This is a genomic window from Mammaliicoccus sp. J-M40, assembly GCF_022386395.1.
GTDB lineage: Bacteria > Bacillota > Bacilli > Staphylococcales > Staphylococcaceae > Mammaliicoccus > Mammaliicoccus lentus.
Genome location: NZ_JAJNIQ010000003.1, coordinates 343310 through 360693 on the forward strand (window position 1 = coordinate 343310; position 17384 = coordinate 360693).

The window sequence follows — 17384 nt, forward strand, 5'->3', positions numbered from 1 at the left end:
TATATAAAATATAACATATATGTAAAGTAAGGTGTAAACTTGAGAAAAGTTATAGTGATAGGTTCAGGAATTGCTGCATTATCAGCCATTAAAGCCTTAGGTCCAAATGTCGAAATTCATTGTATTACAAAAGATAAACTTAATATGCATAATAGCAATTTAGCTCAAGGCGGTATTTGTTTTTCAAAATATGAAAATGATTATGGGAACGCACATATACAAGATACATATACTGCTGGAAATGAATTAGGTGATTTAAGCATCATCCAATCAATGATTCAACAAAGCCATAACATTATCCAAGAGATGATAGATGATGGCTTAAATTTTGATAAAAAGTCCGAACAAACTTGTTTAGATTTTGCTATGGAAGGTGCCCATTCAAAAGCACGTATTCTACACATAGGAGGCGATCAAACAGGTTCTTATATTACTAAATATCTCATTCAACATTTACCGTCAGAAAATTTAACTATTTACGAAGAAACTGAAGTGATTGACTTATTAAGAGACGTTTCACATGAAATATCCGGTGTCGTTGCGCTTGATAAGCATGACAACAAATTAGAAATCATCGCTCATGACGTGATTTTAGCTACTGGTGGTTACAGTAACTTGTTTCCTATCAATTCTAGCGCGTCTCAAACAATAAACTCAGGTCATATAGTTGCATATCATAGCAACATCCATCTAAGACATATGGAAATGATACAATTTCACCCGACTTTACTAGGCACTAACAACGAAACATATGGCTTAGTTTCAGAAGCAGTAAGAGGGCACGGCGGTATATTAGTCAATGAAATTGGTCACGAGTTTATGAACGACTTACATCCGCTTAGTAGTTTAGCACCACGAGATGTGACGAGTAGAGCTATTTTCCAGCAACAAAAAGAAGGTCACCAATGTTATATCAACATAAAACATATTGACCACTTCCCTACTAGATTTCCAACGATATATAAAAATCTAGTTAAACATTTTCCGGATGCATATCATAATCAATTGATACCTGTTTCTCCAGGTGCACACTATACAATGGGTGGCGTTAAAGCGCATTTAGACGGTACAACTGAAGAACCACACTTCTATGCTATTGGTGAAGCCTGCAATACAAATTTTCATGGTGCTAATCGATTAGCTAGCAATTCACTTTTAGAAGGTCTTGTTATGGGAAACCTTTGTGGAAGAAAAATAAAAAACTCTTCAACCAGAGAAATACAAAGCATTCAACTATGTAGGTTACAAATACCTCTCATTACAGCACAAGATTTTCATGCGTTACGAAATCAAAGTTTTGAAGTATTAGGTATAGAACGTAATGGCCAAAATATACAACGTTACTTAAAAGATATTCAACTTTGTCTTAGAAATTCAATGGTTACAGATGAATGGAATAAAGAAAATTGGCAAAGGTATGTAGAAATAAAAACTTTAGAAATGGTAAGTTTATCAGCTTTAAATAGAAATGAATCTAGAGGTGCTCATTTTAGAACGGATTACCCGCATAGCCAACCTCAATTACAAACTATTGATATAGAAATCACAATGGAGGATAAATTTCATGCTAAACAAGTTGTATGTCCAAGAAAAGCTCAAACAATTTTACCTTGAGGATAATCATTATGGTGATTTATCTTCAAGTGTTTTTGATTTAAATCAAAAAGGTGAATTAACTCTTATCAGTAAAGCTCAAGGTATTTTTTGTGGAGAAACAATCATTCAAGAAAGCTTTAAACTAATTGAAAGCAATGTTCATACGAATATATTAGTTAAAGACGGTGAAATTGTAGAAAAAGGACAAAAAATCGCAATTATAAAAGGTTCTATCACAACTTTACTTACGATGGAACGCATCACTTTAAACTTAATACAACGCATGTCAGGCATTGCCACATCAACTCATCACATCGTACAAAAAGTTCAAGATACAAACGTTAAAATAGTTGATACAAGAAAGACAACACCGGGTCTCGGTATGTTTGAAAAACATGCTGTTCACGTGGGCGGTGGATACAATCATCGTCGAACTTTAAATGATGGATTGATGTTAAAAGATAATCATATTAGTTTTAGCGAATCTATACAAGACCTCGTGTCAAAAGCAAAGCAACTAGTCGGTCCAATGGATAAAATAGAAATCGAAATAGAAGATATAGATTCATTACAAGAAGCAATTAAAGCAGAGGTAGATATCATTATGTTTGATAATTGCAAACCTGAATGGATAGCACAGCATATTCAAGATGTACCTAGTCATATTAAGACGGAAGCTTCTGGAAACATCAATATTGATAATGTTCTAGAATATGCTCAAACAGGTGTTCATTATATTTCGATAGGTTCTTTATTTTACAATCAACAAGCATTAGACATTTCAGCAAAGGTGGTTATTTAATTGTTTAATCCTACAATAGAAAAAGCACAGTCTATACCAGATCAATATTTAAATATGACAACGGAACAACTAGAAGAGAAAATACGAATAATCAAAGCTAAATTAGGTGACCAGTTATTTATGCCAACACACCATTACCAAAAAGATGAAGTCGCGCAATTTGCAGATATAATGGGAGACTCTCTAGAACTAGCAAGAATATGTAAAGAAAATACAAAAGCTAAATATTTTGTATTTAACGGTGTACATTTTATGGCTGAGACTGCAGACATACTAACGTACGATAATCAAAATATATATTTACCAGATTTATCTGCAGGTTGTTCAATGGCAGATATGGCAAATATCGACCAGGCATTATATGGCTATGAAGTATTAACACAGCGTTTAGGTGATAACATTTTACCTCTTACTTACGTTAACTCTACAGCAGCTATTAAAAAATTTGTAGGAGAAAATGGTGGTTCTTGTGTGACAAGTGGCAATGCTGATAGCGTTATAGAGTGGGCATTGGACCAAGGTAAGCGTATTTTATTTTTACCTGATCAACATTTAGGACGTAATACAGCATATAAACTAGGAATAAAACTTGAAGAAATGGCAGTTTGGGACCCTATTCAAAAGGTATTAGATTATGATGGCAATGAAGATGATATTAGAATTATATTGTGGAAAGGTCATTGTTCCGTTCACGAAAAATTTTATCCAATACACATTGAACAAGCACGTAAAAAAGATCCAAATGTAAATGTCATCGTACACCCTGAATGTCAATTCGACATTGTTCAAATGGCAGACTACGCGGGGTCTACTAAATATATTATCGACAAGATTAAAAACGCTCCAAAAGGCTCTAATTGGGTAATAGGAACTGAAATGAATCTCGTTAACCGTTTAAAAACAACATATACTGATATCACCATAAACTCACTTAATCCACTTATGTGTTCATGCTTAACGATGAATAGAATCGACTTACCACATCTAGCATGGTGCCTAGACAAAATACAACAAGGTCATCTTGAAAACATCATTAAAGTTGATGAAGAAACAGCATATTATGCAAAGCAGTCATTAGAACGTATGCTAAGTATCGTTTAAGATTTAACTCATATATACTGGGTATAGTTACAGTGAGGTGATAGAAATGGATAAAACTGAAATCCAAGATAAAACTGAAAACATTTTAAATCAATCACGAGTAGGTGTATTATCTACAGCTCATCATAACGTACCAAACAGTCGTTACATGATGTTTTATAACGACGATTTGACACTATATACAAAAACAAGCAAAGAAACGACAAAAGTTGAAGAATTCAGGGATAATCCGAAAGCACATGTATTACTAGGATATAATGAAACAACGAACCATAGCTTTTTAGAAATAGATGCTGACGCAGAAATTATAGAAGTTCAAGAAACAATAGATTGGTTATGGCAAAACCAAGATAAAACATTCTTTGACTCTAAAAAAGACCCAGATTTATGCGTTATAAAGATTAAACCTAAAACTATAAAACTTATGAATGATGATGATGTAGAGACACCACAGGTTATCACTCTATAATAAAGCTTTTATATTAAATAAAACCTGAAAAATCTTTTAAGATTTTTCAGGTTTTTTATTACTAATCACTTCAAGTAACTACGTGTCACAATAATGTTTAACAAGTATAGAAATAATATATGACCCACTATCCAAATAACATGTTCATTTAAGCTATATTGAAATATATCCCTTTCTGACATTTTTATAAGAATTGGATATAAAACAGTAAATATAATAAAGAGAGTTGTTAAAAAAATAATTTTCAATTTATTGAAATTAACGTAAATAACAATAGTGATAATTACTATTATGAAAGTAGTTAAAAAATGATAACTCAATTCTTCTATTAAAGTTATATTTTGATAATTTCTTACAAAATCTACGTTTAATAACAAGTCAGCAGTATGGTAATTTGTTATTAAATCAATAATTACGAATAAAAAATACGTAATACATGTAAGTATTAAACTGATAAATAATGGCATTATAATTAAACGTGCTTTACCCATTCATACATCTCCGATACACAAAACAAAATTTTAAATCATTAAACATTGAGCCTTTTACTACTCTGCTTATTATATTGATTTATTCTTTTCGGCCTCACACTTTTATACCATTTTAAACACATTAAAAATATAATAAAGAGTTCTATTACATCTCCACCATAGTACATGACCATTGCGCCTTTTTCTGCTTGATTCGTCTCTACCCCTGAAGGAGGATAAGGATAAAATGACTTAGATAATATTTGGTGCAAAGTGACTGAAATCATCATAACAATAGCCCTGTAACGAAATGAATAAGGATTTCGTACTGGATCTATATATAGCATGATAGACGTAAATAAGTATCCTGCTAGAAAAATATGAATATGAACTAAATAATAAATTAAAGCAGAATGATGCATGTACATGAATAAATCAGTCCTATACAATAATCATAAACCGCCAGTATTTAAGACAAGTGCTGTTACTGGATGCATTATAAATTTGACGTAACCAGTATTCATAAACGAAGTTAACTTTCTCGCGCTTTTTGTAGGTAATGATTTTAATAACAACGTTATCGGAGCTGCAAGCACCATTAAAAGGGGTGCTAACATCCCTAATAGTATATGCCCATACATGTGGTTAACAAAATGATGATGCATTAAACTCGCCATTGGTTCAATCATTACAATTGAACCACTACAAACACCAATTACCCATAAACATGTTCTATAAAATGGCCAACTTCGTTCTTTCAATGCCATTCCAATATACGAACCAATTAAGGATAACGCTATGATAACAATAGGCAAAGAATTAAGAATTATCATGCTTTATCATCTCTCTTTTTCGAGACATTAAATACCCAACGATAATCATTAAAGAACCTGTAACAATCCAAACTATATCATAAGTAATGACATTATCTACGTAGCGAATTTGGTGCATTCTCAAAATTTTATGATTAATAATGCCGTCATATACCTGGAATGTGCCCATTCCCATTAATACTCGACCAATCCAAAATATCCAATTCGTGCTGAATTTTCGTCTCGCATCTGCCAATAAAAACAAACCAAAAATAATAAAAAATCCACACATTGCGTTTAACACACCATCAGAAAATAAGCCTACTTCTCTCGTCATTTGGTCATAAAAATGATGCCACTGTAAAAACTGATGAAAAACCATTTCGTCTATAAAACCCGCTAAACCAAAGCCAAACATAAGTCCGGACCACCTATGTTTTTTATCGTAAAGTTGGCGTTCATTATGCATCAAAATACCCCCTCGAAAATAGCTCTTATTCTAACAAATACCCTCATATGTTTAGTGTAATCTCTCTCTATTTTAAGAATACTCATCTAAACCATTCGAATTGCTGTACAGGAAACTGTACAATAAAGCGAATGATATATAAATCGGTAAGGTAGTTAATTTTTATACATAGTTATTCGTGTAATATTATTTATACTCATAACTTTTATCATTTAACATTTACACTCAAAGGGTATATATTTACTATAAACAGCTTCTGATTCAACACATTTGTATCTTCATTAAAGTGTGCAAACATATTTTTAGGAGGGGACGGGTATGACAAATGAAACAATCACAATACATACGAAACAAGATATCGTCGATTATGTAAATGAGCGAAAAACAACAAAGCGTACGTCACTACTACTTATTATAGTATTAGGGACTATTTTTTTAGACGCTTACGATTTAACGATTTTAGGTACAGCTACTGATCAGCTTACAGAAGAATTTAATTTATCCGCAACATATTTATCTTTTGTTATGACTGCTATGCCTTTTGGTGCTTTAATCGGTGCAGCTATTGGTGGTTTTTATGCTGATAAATTGGGCCGCAAGCTTATTCTATCCATTTCATTAATCTCCTTAATTATAGGCGCTCTCGGTGCAGCGTTATCGCCTACCCCATTCATATTACTCTGTTTCAGATTATTGATGGGATTTGCAATCGGTATGGACAGCCCTGTTGCTTTCACATTCATTGCAGAAATCAGTAATAAAAAGGATAAAGGTCGTAATGTCAATTATTGGCAAGTTGTCTGGTATATTGCAGTGGTATCATCTGCACTGATTGTGATTCTGCTATATGAATTAGGTACTGGCACTTGGTTATGGCGTTATTCAGTAGGTCTTGGTGCTGTATTTGCAACGATTATACTAGTTTTGAGACTTTTTTATTTAAGTGAAAGCCCTACTTGGTCCATGAAAAACAAAACACTTACTCAAGCTACAAGAGAACTTGAAAAGAACTACAATATTAAAGTGAAACTTGAACCGAATAAAGGCGAAGATGAATCTTACCGTAAAACAGAAGTAAAACATCCTTTAAGAACATTATTCAACAAACGTTATCGTAAAAGAACAATATTAGCGACTTCAATAGCTACATTGCAAGGTATGCAGTATTATGCAATTGGATTATATATTCCTTTAATTGCTATATACATTATTGGTGACAATAAAATTGAATCATTATCAGGTACAGCTTTGATTAACGTTGCTGGTATCATTGGTGGTTTAGTAGGTGCATTACTGACAACTAAATACGGCGCACGCAAACTAACGATGATTGGTTTTAGTATTGTAGGTTGTTCAATGTTAGTCATCGGATTCTTTTACGGACACACATATACATGGTTAATTGCACTCATGGTAGCATTCTTCCTATTCGGTCATGCAGGTGGTCCAGGCACACAAGGGAAAGCAATTGGAGCCTTATCTTATCCGACTATTTTAAGAGGTAAAGGTACCGGATTTGTTGAATCAGTTAGTCGATTCGGCAGTATGTTTGGGACATTTATATTCCCAATTATTTTAGCTAACTTCGGGCTAAATAATACAATGCTATTTTTAGCCGCTGTGCCTATACTTGGTTTAATTATTACTACCGTTATTAAATGGGAGCCAGTTGGTAAAGATGTAGAACATGAAGACCAATATATTGAAAAAGTATAACAACAAAACGGAGCGGGACAGAAATCTCATTTTAATAAATAGATTTCGTAGTCCCGCCCCGGCAAGGATGACTAGGGTTGGAAAAAGCTTGATATAAGCACATTTTCAACCCAGTCAGCTACTGCCATTATAATAAAAGAGGCTGAGACATGTATTTATGTCCCAGCCTCTTTACTACTTCGTAACTGTATTTTCATACGGTACATTTCCGTATTCTTCAGTTTGTTTATTCTCGTTAGGCTTATCTTTTTCCCATATACTTTCTAGTTCTTCTAAAGTTTTACCTTTAGTTTCAGGTATGAATTTCCAAACAAATATTCCTGACAGTATACTCATTGTTGCATAAAAACCATAAGTCATTGTACCGCTGATATCCATCATAAATGGATAAGTTGATGTGATTGTAAAGTTCGCTAACCACTGAACTGCTACTGCTATAGCCATCGCACTACTTCTAATACGGTTCGGGAATATTTCTGATAATAATACCCAAATAATTGGACCCCAACTCATCATAAATGAAGCAGTATAGATGACCATAAATAGTAATGTGATTACACCGAATATTCCATTTGCTGTTAATATACTCATGCCTATCATACCGATAGCCATTCCTGTTGATCCAATGATAAGTAACGGTTTACGTCCAAATTTATCAACATAAATTATAGCAATTAATGTGAATACCACATTTACTAATCCCATAACGACAGTTTGAATCATTGAAGCATCACTACCTGCACCAAGGGTTTCGAAAATTCTCGGTGCATAATAAAGTGCTACGTTTATTCCAATAAATTGTTGGAATATAGATAGTAATATTCCGATGATAATGACTGTTTTACCAAAACTAAATAATGGTGCTTTTGTATCATTTTTCTTACTTTTTGTAGATAATATATCTTTCAATACTTTTTTAGCATGCTCATTTGATGAATAAATTTTATTCAGAACAGTTAATGCGTCTTTATCTTTATTAGCTAATATTAAATACCTAGGTGTTTCTGGTACCAAGAATAGCAATACAAAGAATACGACAGCTGGTATTGCTTCAGTCATAAACATATAACGCCAACCTATTACATCAACCCAATTTTGTGATTGACCAAATGTAATACCATAGTTTACAAAGTATACGACTAACATACCAAATATAATTGCGAACTGGTTCCAAGATACGAGTCGTCCTCTAATTGATGAAGGAGAAATTTCACTAATATACATTGGAGAAATAGCAGAAGCTAAGCCTACTCCTATCCCACCTATAACACGGTATATATTAAACATGACTAACAACCCTAAACTTGATTGTCCTGCATCAAAGAATAGAAATTCTGGATATCCTGATAAAATTGCTGATACTATAAATAAGATTGCAGCAACTTGTAAAGATTTTTTACGACCTAAACTTCTTGAAATATTTGAAGACAATAATCCACCTATAATACACCCGATTAAAGCACTTGATACTGTTATTCCGTGGATAAAACTACCATATCCTGATGTAATATACTTTTGTAATGATTGTTCTGCCCCAGAAATTACTGCTGTATCATAACCAAATAATAGCCCACCAAGCGTTGCGATTAGTGCAATTTTAAAGATAAATCTCTTATTATCATAACTACTCATTACCCCATCTCCCTAATTCGTTATTTAAATTGAGCTAAGTGTTTCGTTAGTGGCTGAGTTGCAGTATAAATTTGTTTATATATATTAAATAATTTTTGATATGATTCATTATTTTTTGAATCTGGCGTGACTTTTTCATGATAGTTAATCCATGATTGGCTAATATCTTGAAATGTATCAAACCAGTTTTCGCCCATTGCAGCTAACATTGCAGCACCATATGCTGGCCCTTGTTCTTCTGTCCTAGTCATAATAGGCGCATTAAAGATATCCGCTTGTATTTGTAACCATTCTTCATTTTTTGCGCCTCCACCAATAGAAACAATTTCTTTTATATCGACATCTTGATTTTTCATAATCTCGATACTTTCATTAATAGAGTAAGTAACACCTTCAAGTACTGAACGTTTAATATCCTTTTGCGATGTATTAGCATCTAGCCCAATAAAGCTACCCCTGACAGATGCATCGTTATACGGTGTACGTTCACCTAATAGATATGGTGTATACAAGAGTCCATTTGCCCCTATTTTAGATTGTGAAATATCTTGTAAGAATGTACTAAAGTCTTCATCTGGGTTAAGCAATTGCTTCAGCCATTCTAAACTATAGCCAGCTGAAAGTGTGACACCCATAATATACTTTTGATTTGGCACACAATGACTAAAGTAATGCATGTTACCGTCATTTTCGTAATGTTCACTGTTCTCAATAGAAAGTGCAACGCCCGATGTACCAATGCTTACAAGTTGTTTTGTTTCATCTGTTATACCAGAACCAAGTGCACCACAGGCATTATCTGCGCCACCTTGATAAATATTTATTTCCCAGTCAATATTTAATTGATTCTTAATATCTTCTTTTAACACACCACTTTTTTGATGAGAAGGAATCACTTCTGGGCATATGTTCGAATCAATATCTAATTGATCTAATAACGTTTCAGACCATTTTTCTGATTTGATATTATACATAATCGTTCCAGCAGCATCTGATGGTTCTGTGAAAATATTACCCGTCAATTTATAGACAACATAATCTTTCGGCAACATAAATTTATGAATCTTTTTATAATTATTAGGTTCATTATTTTTTAGCCAAATTAATTTCGGAAGTGTGAAACCTTCAAGTACAGTATTTTGTGTTTGTTTAAGTAAGAATTCCATACCTAAAGTTTCTTTAATTTCTTCCACTTCTTGTGAAGTACGTGTATCATTCCATAAAATAGCTGGTCTTATACTATCACCAGATTCGTCAACAACGACTAATCCATGCATCTGCCCTGAAAAGCTAATACCTGTGATTGATTGTTTATCAAATTTCTTTAATAAGTGCGTTAAACTATTCACTGTTGCTTCGTACCAAACATCTGGATCCATTTCACTGTAACCAGACTTTGGATGCGTCGTTTTATAACTGATGCTATGAGAATCAACGACCTCACCATCTTTATTAACAACTATGGACTTTAATCCACTTGTACCAATATCAACGCCAATTACATAAGTCATAATTATCATTCTCCATTATTGATATTTAGAATATATTGATTGATTTGTGATTTTATTACTTCTAAGTGATCTGACTCATTTTCAATTTTTTCTATTTTATGTGCATATTTTTCTAATTCTTTAAATGAAGTTGTTCCTTCTACAATTTCCTTACCGATACCTTCACTAAATGATTTATATTTTTTATTAATGATATTTTCGAAGAAGTTATCTTCAATCATTTTATGAGCGACTCTTAATCCAAGTGCAAATGTATCCATACCTGCAATGTGCGTTAATAGTAAGTCTTCTTGTTTAAATGATGTTCTTCTTGGCTTAGCATCGAAGTTTAGACCACCTGGGCTTAAACCATCATTTTTAAGTATTTCGTACATCGCTAATGTCGTGTCATACACGTCTGTAGGGAATTCATCAGTATCCCAACCTAGTTGAGGATGACCTTGATTGGCATCCACTGATCCTAACATTTGATTATCGCGTGCATATCTTAGTTCATGTTGGAATGAATGACCTGCTAAAGTAGCGTGGTTTGCTTCAATATTAAATTTAAATACATCATCTAAACCATACTTCTGTAAGAAAGCATGAGCTGTTGCAACGTCTGTATCATATTGATGAGTAGTTGGTTCTTTAGGTTTAGGTTCAATTAAGAATTGTCCTTCAAATCCTATTTCTTCAGCATAACTTTTAGCCATCTTGAAGAAGTTTGCTAAATTATCTAGTTCTAACTTCATATCGGTATTTAATAAACTTTCATAACCTTCACGACCACCCCAGAATACAAAGTTTTCTGCGCCTAACTTTTTAGCAATTTCTAAAGATTTTTTCACTTTCGCTGCAGCGTATGCATATACTTCAGCGTTAGAAGATGTAGCTGCTCCGTGTACAAAACGTTCATGTGTGAAATTATTAGTAGTATTCCATAATAATTTCTTGCCTGTTTCGTCCATTTTTTCTTTAATAAGATCGACTATTACGTCTAAGTTTTCATTTGATTCTTTTAAATTAGAACCTTCAGGAGCAATATCAATATCGTGGAAACAGAAATATTCAAGATTTAATTTTTCCATGAATTCAAAAATAGCATCCACTCTTGCTTTAGCTTTGTCCATCTCATTTAAGTTATCCCATTCACGTTCAGCCGTGCCTACACCAAATGGGTCTGAAAGATCTGCAGTAAATGTATGCCAATAAGCGACACTAAACCTTAAATGTTCAGCCATCGTTTTATCGCCTATTTTTTCTTCCGGATTATAATATTTAAAACTATAAATGTTTTGTGATTTTGAACCTTCGTATTTTACTTTATCTATGTCGAAATATGTCATTGTAATCCTCCTAATGATAGTTGGTTAGTTTATTAAACAAACTAACTTTAAAAATAATATATCATATACTATCATTTATGTAAACGCTTTCTATATTAAAAAAAGAACTTGTTAGAAATCTTATAAAAGATTTCTAACAAGTTCTTTTTAAATATGAATATCTAATTGAATGTCTTCAATTTGTAGCACTTTTTGAATGATTGCTAAAGTTCCGCCTAACAAAGTAGCATACTTCACATTAGAATTTAGCTTGATTTGAATTTCATTTCGAGAATACTGTTTAAACTGTTCTTTAATTTCTTCTAAAATTTCTGGCATTTCATTAATTAACGGACAGTTAACATAAAAAGCATTTGGATTAAATTGCGTGTTTAAGTTATGTATTAATATAGCAATCTTATTAATAAATTGCTCCATCTCTTGCACAACTACAGAGTTTCGCTCTTTATAATATTGAATTAGTTTACTAAGTGTTAACGCCTCACCTAATTGATGGCTTAAATTTTGTAGTAAAGCTTCTTGAGAAAAAATATCTTCAATCTTATGATAAGTTTCCACATTATTGCTTACTTTTGATACAAGTGTTTTTCCAATCTCACCCGCTTCACCATTGGCACCGCGATACAATTTATTATTAATAATTAAGCCCGCACCAATACCTTTATGAATGCTAAGCGCTATAAGGTTATTAATCGATAAACTATGCTTAAAATTACGTTCATACAATGCAGAAAGATTTGCCTCATTTTCGATCATCACAGGAACTTTGGCAAATTCTTTTAGCATTTCTGTTATAGAAGCTCCATCTGTCTTGTGGAATGGTAAATAAATGACATTTTGATCATTATCAACGACACCATGTATAGATACAGACATACCTAATAAACCATGAATAGTGTCATGTTTTTCACGAACATCAACGTGCTCTTTCAAAATATCTAATATACTACTTACATTATCATTCGGTAATTTATAAGATTCGTGTTGAATCACATTACCATCAAAGTAGTTATACATCACTTCAACAGAACTATACGTCAAATCTAACGAAATAAAGTAGCCATACAGATGATTAACCTTAAGTAAGATCGGTTTCCTTCCGCCACTTTTCGTACTGTCACCTTCACCAACTTCGCGCACTAAAGATTTACTCTTCAATTTATTTAAAATACTAGAAATGGTCGCTTTATTAATTCCTAGATTCTTTGATATTTCTGTGCGTGAAATATTTTGATGATTAAAAATTTCTTTTAGCACTAATTTTTCATTACTATTTATATTTAAAAATAAGTTATTTTCCATAATTTAAGACCCCATATGCACTTTGAATGTTCTATTTTAAATATCCATTTTATTATATTTATTATTTTAACACATATTAAAATAGCCAAAAGTTTTATCCTTATTTAATATATACCCTCTATTATTCATATTTGTTCAATTTCTTGTATGATATCATTGATATTATATACATCAATCTAAAATCACTTTTTATATAACTGAAAAGGAGCATATAAATTTATGAATATTTTAATTTTAGGAGCAACTGGTCGTGTTGGTCATGAGATTTTAAATCATGCGATTAATGACGATCACCATATAAATGTATTAGTTCGTAATAAAGAAAAATTAAAAACTAAATATAACCAACTCAATATAATAGAAGGCAATGTGTTAAACAAAGATGATATTGCCCAGGCAATAAAAGGTGTAGATGTTATATTCAGTGCATTAGGTACTGATGGTACAACTACATTAACAGAAGCTATGCCTCTTATTATTGAAGCAATGGAACAAGAAGGCGTTAAGCGTATCATTACTATAGGTACAGCTGGCATATTACAAAGTAGAACTGACATCAATCTTCTACGTTATGAATCAAACGAATCCAAAAGAAAAACGACTCGTGCAGCGAAAGAACATCATAAAGTATATGAACTACTCGACCAATCAACCCTTGAATGGACAATTGTTTGTCCTACGTATTTACCTGATGGAGAAAGAACTGGCAAATATCGAACAGAGAAAAATTATTTACCTGAAGATAGCGTTAAAATCTCCGTACCAGATACTGCAGAATTCGCTTATCAACAGTTGAATAACGATGAATATGTTAAATCGCGAGTCGGTATTGCGTATTAAATAGAAAAGCCCGGGACATAAATAATTGTCCTGGGCTTTATTTTTGAGAATAGCTGAAAAGTTTTTTGAAATAAAAAATAAGTGATTTGTTGTTCATTATTTTCAGCTCCAATTTTTATCAACATTTCTTTTTTATAAAGTTCTTGGAAGGCTTGTTATCACTATTTATTGTAAACCATGATTGTAGTTATTGAACAATAAAATCAACAAAAAATCATTTTACTATATACCTATAGGGGGTATATGTTATACTTTGATTATCAACTAGTTGTTCTTTTAAATTTTATAAATTAGGAGGTTCATTATCATGAATAAAGATAACAAGCATGATCATGAGCATCATAGTCATCAAGGACATGAAAATCATGAAGACCATGATAATCATAGTGACCACGCTCACCATCATGGTAATTTTAAAAGTAAATTCTTTATTTCATTAATTTTCGCAATACCCATCATCATTTTATCACCAATGATGGGCGTAAAATTACCGTTCCAAGTTTCATTTACAGGTTCAGATTGGATCGTATTAATTCTAGCTACAATTTTATTCTTTTATGGCGGAAAGCCATTTATTACAGGTGCTAAATCTGAGATTTTAAGTAAAAAACCTGGAATGATGACGTTAGTTACACTAGGTATTTCAGTTGCATATATTTATAGTTTATATGCATTTTATATGAATAACTTTAGCTCTTCGTCGTCCCATACTATGGACTTTTTCTGGGAGTTAGCTACTTTAATTGTCATTATGTTATTAGGTCACTGGATTGAAATGAATGCAGTTGGTAATGCTAGCAATGCTTTAAAGAAAATGGCGGAACTTTTACCTAATACCGCTATAAAAGTAATCGATGAAGACCAACGTCAAGAAGTGAAAATATCAGATATTGATATTGATGATATCGTTGAAGTTAAAGCTGGTGAAAGTATACCTACTGACGGTATCATCGCACAAGGTGAAACTTCCATTGACGAATCATTAGTAACAGGGGAATCAAAACTCGTTCCTAAAGCTTATAACGATGAAGTTATTGGTGGTTCCATCAATGGCTCAGGAACTATTCAAGTTAAAGTTACTGCTACCGGCGAAAACGGCTACCTTTCTCAAGTAATGGGATTAGTGAACCAAGCACAAAATGATAAATCCAAAGCTGAATTATTATCTGATAAAGTAGCAGGTTATTTATTCTACTTTGCAGTAAGTATCGGCTTAATTTCGTTTATTGTATGGATGCTTATTCAAAGTAATGTTGATTTTGCACTTGAACGTCTTGTAACAGTACTTGTCATAGCTTGTCCTCACGCATTGGGATTAGCGATTCCTTTAGTTACAGCACGTTCTACATCTATAGGTGCACACAATGGTTTAATTATAAAAAATAGAGAGTCTGTAGAAACAGCTCAACATTTAGATTATATAATGATGGATAAAACTGGCACGTTAACTGAAGGTAATTTCTCAGTTAACCATTATGAAAGCTTTAATGAACAATTAACAGATGAAGAGGTATTGAGTCTATTTGCTTCATTAGAGAGCAATTCCAATCACCCTCTTGCTACTGGTATAGTCAATTACGTTAAAAGTAAAGCCATATCCTATTCTAGCCCTAAAGAAGTTAACAACTTACCAGGTGTTGGTCTAGAAGGTACTGTTAATAATAGAAAATTAAAAATAACAAATGTAACTTATTTAGATCAAAATAAATTTGATTACAACAAAGAACAATTTACCGACCTTGCTAAAGAAGGCAATTCCGTTAGTTATTTAATTGATGACAACCAAGTTATTGGCGTTATCGCGCAAGGTGACAAAATTAAAGAAAGTTCAAAACAAATGGTTTCTGATTTATTATCTAGAAACATCACACCTGTCATGCTTACAGGTGATAATAATGAAGTTGCTCAAGCAGTTGCCAAAGAGTTAGGTATTGATGATGTACATTCACAATTAATGCCTGAAGATAAAGAAAAAATTATTAAAAACTATCAATCAAAAGGTAGTAAAGTCATGATGGTTGGCGATGGTATTAATGATGCGCCAAGTCTTATTAGAGCCGATATTGGCATGGCTATAGGTGCAGGTACGGATGTAGCCGTTGAGTCTGGCGATGTCATACTTGTTAAAAGTAACCCATCAGATATTATTAGTTTCTTAGACCTTTCTAAAAACACAATGAAGAAAATGGTTCAAAACCTTTGGTGGGGTGCTGGATACAACGTCGTTGCTGTACCTCTAGCAGCTGGAATATTAGCTGCAATAGGATTAATTTTATCCCCTGCTGTTGGCGCAATACTCATGTCATTCAGTACGATTATCGTAGCAATTAATGCTTTTACATTAAAATTAAAATAAAAGATAGGAGCTTTCAAATTATGATTAAGAAATTCAGTTTTATTATACTAGCATCAGGACTCGTATTATCCGCTTGTTCATCAGATAAAGAGGCAGAAGATAAAAAATCTAACAATCATAAAGAAGAAGAACATATGGAGCATAAAAGCGATAGTAAAACACCAGAAAACATGAAGAGTACAAATGATGGTAAGTTTAAAAAAGGTGATAAAGTTACAATTACAGAAGGACATATGGCAGGGATGAAAAATGCCAAAGGTACAGTGAAAGAAGCTTATAAAACTTATGCTTATGAAGTAAGTTACACACTAACAAACGGTGGCGACAAAGTAAATAATCATAAATGGGTCGTTAACGAAGAAGTAGCCGACGCACCTGAAGATGGTTTCAAAAAAGGTGACACTGTTAAATTAAAAGCTGACCATATGTCTGGCATGAAAAATGCAGAAGCTAAAATTGATGATGTAGAAGAAACAACTGTTTATATCGTAGATTATCAATCAACAGATAATGATAAAATGGTTAAAAATCATAAATGGATGACGGGCGATGAACTAAAAACACGTTAAAAATATCGGAATAAAAGAGCTAAGGACATAAATCCTTAGCTCTTTTTTGTATGGGATTGATCGAGTCGATATTGTTGTTGGATTTTCCATGACGTTAATCCAGGTAAACATCATCTTATTGGATTTTCTAACACAATAATCCAAATAAACACCTTCTTATTGGATTTTCTAACACAATAATCCAATTACACATACCTTTATTGGATTTTCTAACTCGTTAATCCAAGTAAACACCTTCTTATTGGATTTTCTAACACAATAATCCAAGTAAACACCTTCTTATTGGATTTTCTAACACAATAATCCAAGTAAACATACCTTTATTGGATTTTCTAACACAATAATCCAATTACACATACCTTTATTGGATTTTCTAACTCGTTAATCCAAGTAAACACCTTCTTATTGGAT

13 protein-coding genes and 1 pseudogene are annotated in these 17384 nt (G+C 32.5%); 8 read left to right on the plus strand and 6 right to left on the minus strand.

What is annotated here, in order from left to right; translation table 11 throughout:
• Positions 1 to 39 precede the first annotated feature (39 nt).
• Genes LQ688_RS06115 through LQ688_RS06130 form a run of 4 tightly spaced genes read left to right on the plus strand, consistent with a single transcriptional unit; the run spans position 40 to position 3968 of the window.
• Positions 40 to 1614, plus strand: coding sequence for an L-aspartate oxidase (locus LQ688_RS06115; protein ID WP_239752691.1), 1575 nt, complete (start codon positions 40 to 42; stop codon positions 1612 to 1614).
• The gene (gene nadC / locus LQ688_RS06120; RefSeq protein ID WP_070045004.1) at positions 1565 to 2398 is read left to right on the plus strand and encodes a carboxylating nicotinate-nucleotide diphosphorylase; all 834 of its coding nucleotides are present in this window, start codon (positions 1565 to 1567) and stop codon (positions 2396 to 2398) included. The genes LQ688_RS06115 and nadC overlap by 50 nt, the downstream gene beginning before the upstream one ends.
• Positions 2399 to 3499 carry a quinolinate synthase NadA gene (gene nadA, locus LQ688_RS06125; protein WP_218688681.1) on the plus strand — a complete coding sequence of 367 codons (1101 nt, stop codon included), beginning with the start codon at positions 2399 to 2401 and terminating at the stop codon, positions 3497 to 3499. It begins immediately after the preceding gene.
• 46 nt (positions 3500 to 3545) lie between these two features.
• Positions 3546 to 3968 (plus strand): pyridoxamine 5'-phosphate oxidase family protein, encoded by a 423-nt coding sequence (locus tag LQ688_RS06130; RefSeq protein ID WP_239705059.1) that lies wholly within the window; start codon positions 3546 to 3548, stop codon positions 3966 to 3968.
• A gap of 529 nt (positions 3969 to 4497) precedes the next feature.
• Here the strand turns inward: LQ688_RS06130 and LQ688_RS06135 are convergent.
• Both LQ688_RS06135 and LQ688_RS06140 read right to left on the minus strand, forming a co-directional pair.
• Positions 4498 to 5271, minus strand: a pseudogene (locus LQ688_RS06135) (cytochrome c oxidase assembly protein).
• Positions 5258 to 5719 (minus strand): DUF2243 domain-containing protein, encoded by a 462-nt coding sequence (locus tag LQ688_RS06140; RefSeq protein WP_017000043.1) that lies wholly within the window; start codon positions 5717 to 5719, stop codon positions 5258 to 5260. Before LQ688_RS06140 ends, LQ688_RS06135 begins: the two are co-directional and overlap by 14 nt.
• Before the next feature lie 318 nt (positions 5720 to 6037).
• Here LQ688_RS06140 and LQ688_RS06145 point away from each other — a divergent pair, with 318 nt between their 5' ends.
• On the plus strand, positions 6038 to 7435 hold the full coding sequence (locus LQ688_RS06145) for an MFS transporter (protein ID WP_064204731.1): 1398 nt from the start codon (positions 6038 to 6040) through the stop codon (positions 7433 to 7435).
• 174 nt (positions 7436 to 7609) lie between these two features.
• Here LQ688_RS06145 and xylE read toward each other — a convergent pair whose 3' ends face one another.
• The 4 genes from xylE to LQ688_RS06165 form a co-directional block, all read right to left on the minus strand.
• Positions 7610 to 9067, minus strand: coding sequence for a D-xylose transporter XylE (gene xylE, locus LQ688_RS06150; RefSeq protein ID WP_064204730.1), 1458 nt, complete (start codon positions 9065 to 9067; stop codon positions 7610 to 7612).
• 20 nt (positions 9068 to 9087) lie between these two features.
• Positions 9088 to 10578 carry a xylulokinase gene (gene xylB / locus LQ688_RS06155; RefSeq protein ID WP_239705056.1) on the minus strand — a complete coding sequence of 497 codons (1491 nt, stop codon included), beginning with the start codon at positions 10576 to 10578 and terminating at the stop codon, positions 9088 to 9090.
• 5 nt (positions 10579 to 10583) lie between these two features.
• A complete protein-coding gene (xylA, locus tag LQ688_RS06160; protein WP_064211434.1) occupies positions 10584 to 11906 on the minus strand; it encodes a xylose isomerase in 1323 nt (440 codons plus the stop codon).
• 147 nt (positions 11907 to 12053) lie between these two features.
• The gene (locus LQ688_RS06165) at positions 12054 to 13208 is read right to left on the minus strand and encodes an ROK family transcriptional regulator (RefSeq protein WP_275582750.1); all 1155 of its coding nucleotides are present in this window, start codon (positions 13206 to 13208) and stop codon (positions 12054 to 12056) included.
• Positions 13209 to 13427: 219 nt separating this feature from the next.
• Here LQ688_RS06165 and LQ688_RS06170 point away from each other — a divergent pair, with 219 nt between their 5' ends.
• From LQ688_RS06170 to LQ688_RS06180, 3 genes are all read left to right on the plus strand, one after another.
• Positions 13428 to 14048: an NAD(P)-dependent oxidoreductase gene (locus tag LQ688_RS06170; protein WP_239705053.1), complete on the plus strand. Its 621-nt coding sequence runs from the start codon at positions 13428 to 13430 to the stop codon at positions 14046 to 14048.
• 307 nt (positions 14049 to 14355) lie between these two features.
• A complete protein-coding gene (locus tag LQ688_RS06175; RefSeq protein ID WP_239705050.1) occupies positions 14356 to 16404 on the plus strand; it encodes a heavy metal translocating P-type ATPase in 2049 nt (682 codons plus the stop codon).
• Between the two features lie 20 nt (positions 16405 to 16424).
• Positions 16425 to 16973: a YdhK family protein gene (locus LQ688_RS06180; RefSeq protein ID WP_239705047.1), complete on the plus strand. Its 549-nt coding sequence runs from the start codon at positions 16425 to 16427 to the stop codon at positions 16971 to 16973.
• Positions 16974 to 17384 lie beyond the last annotated feature (411 nt).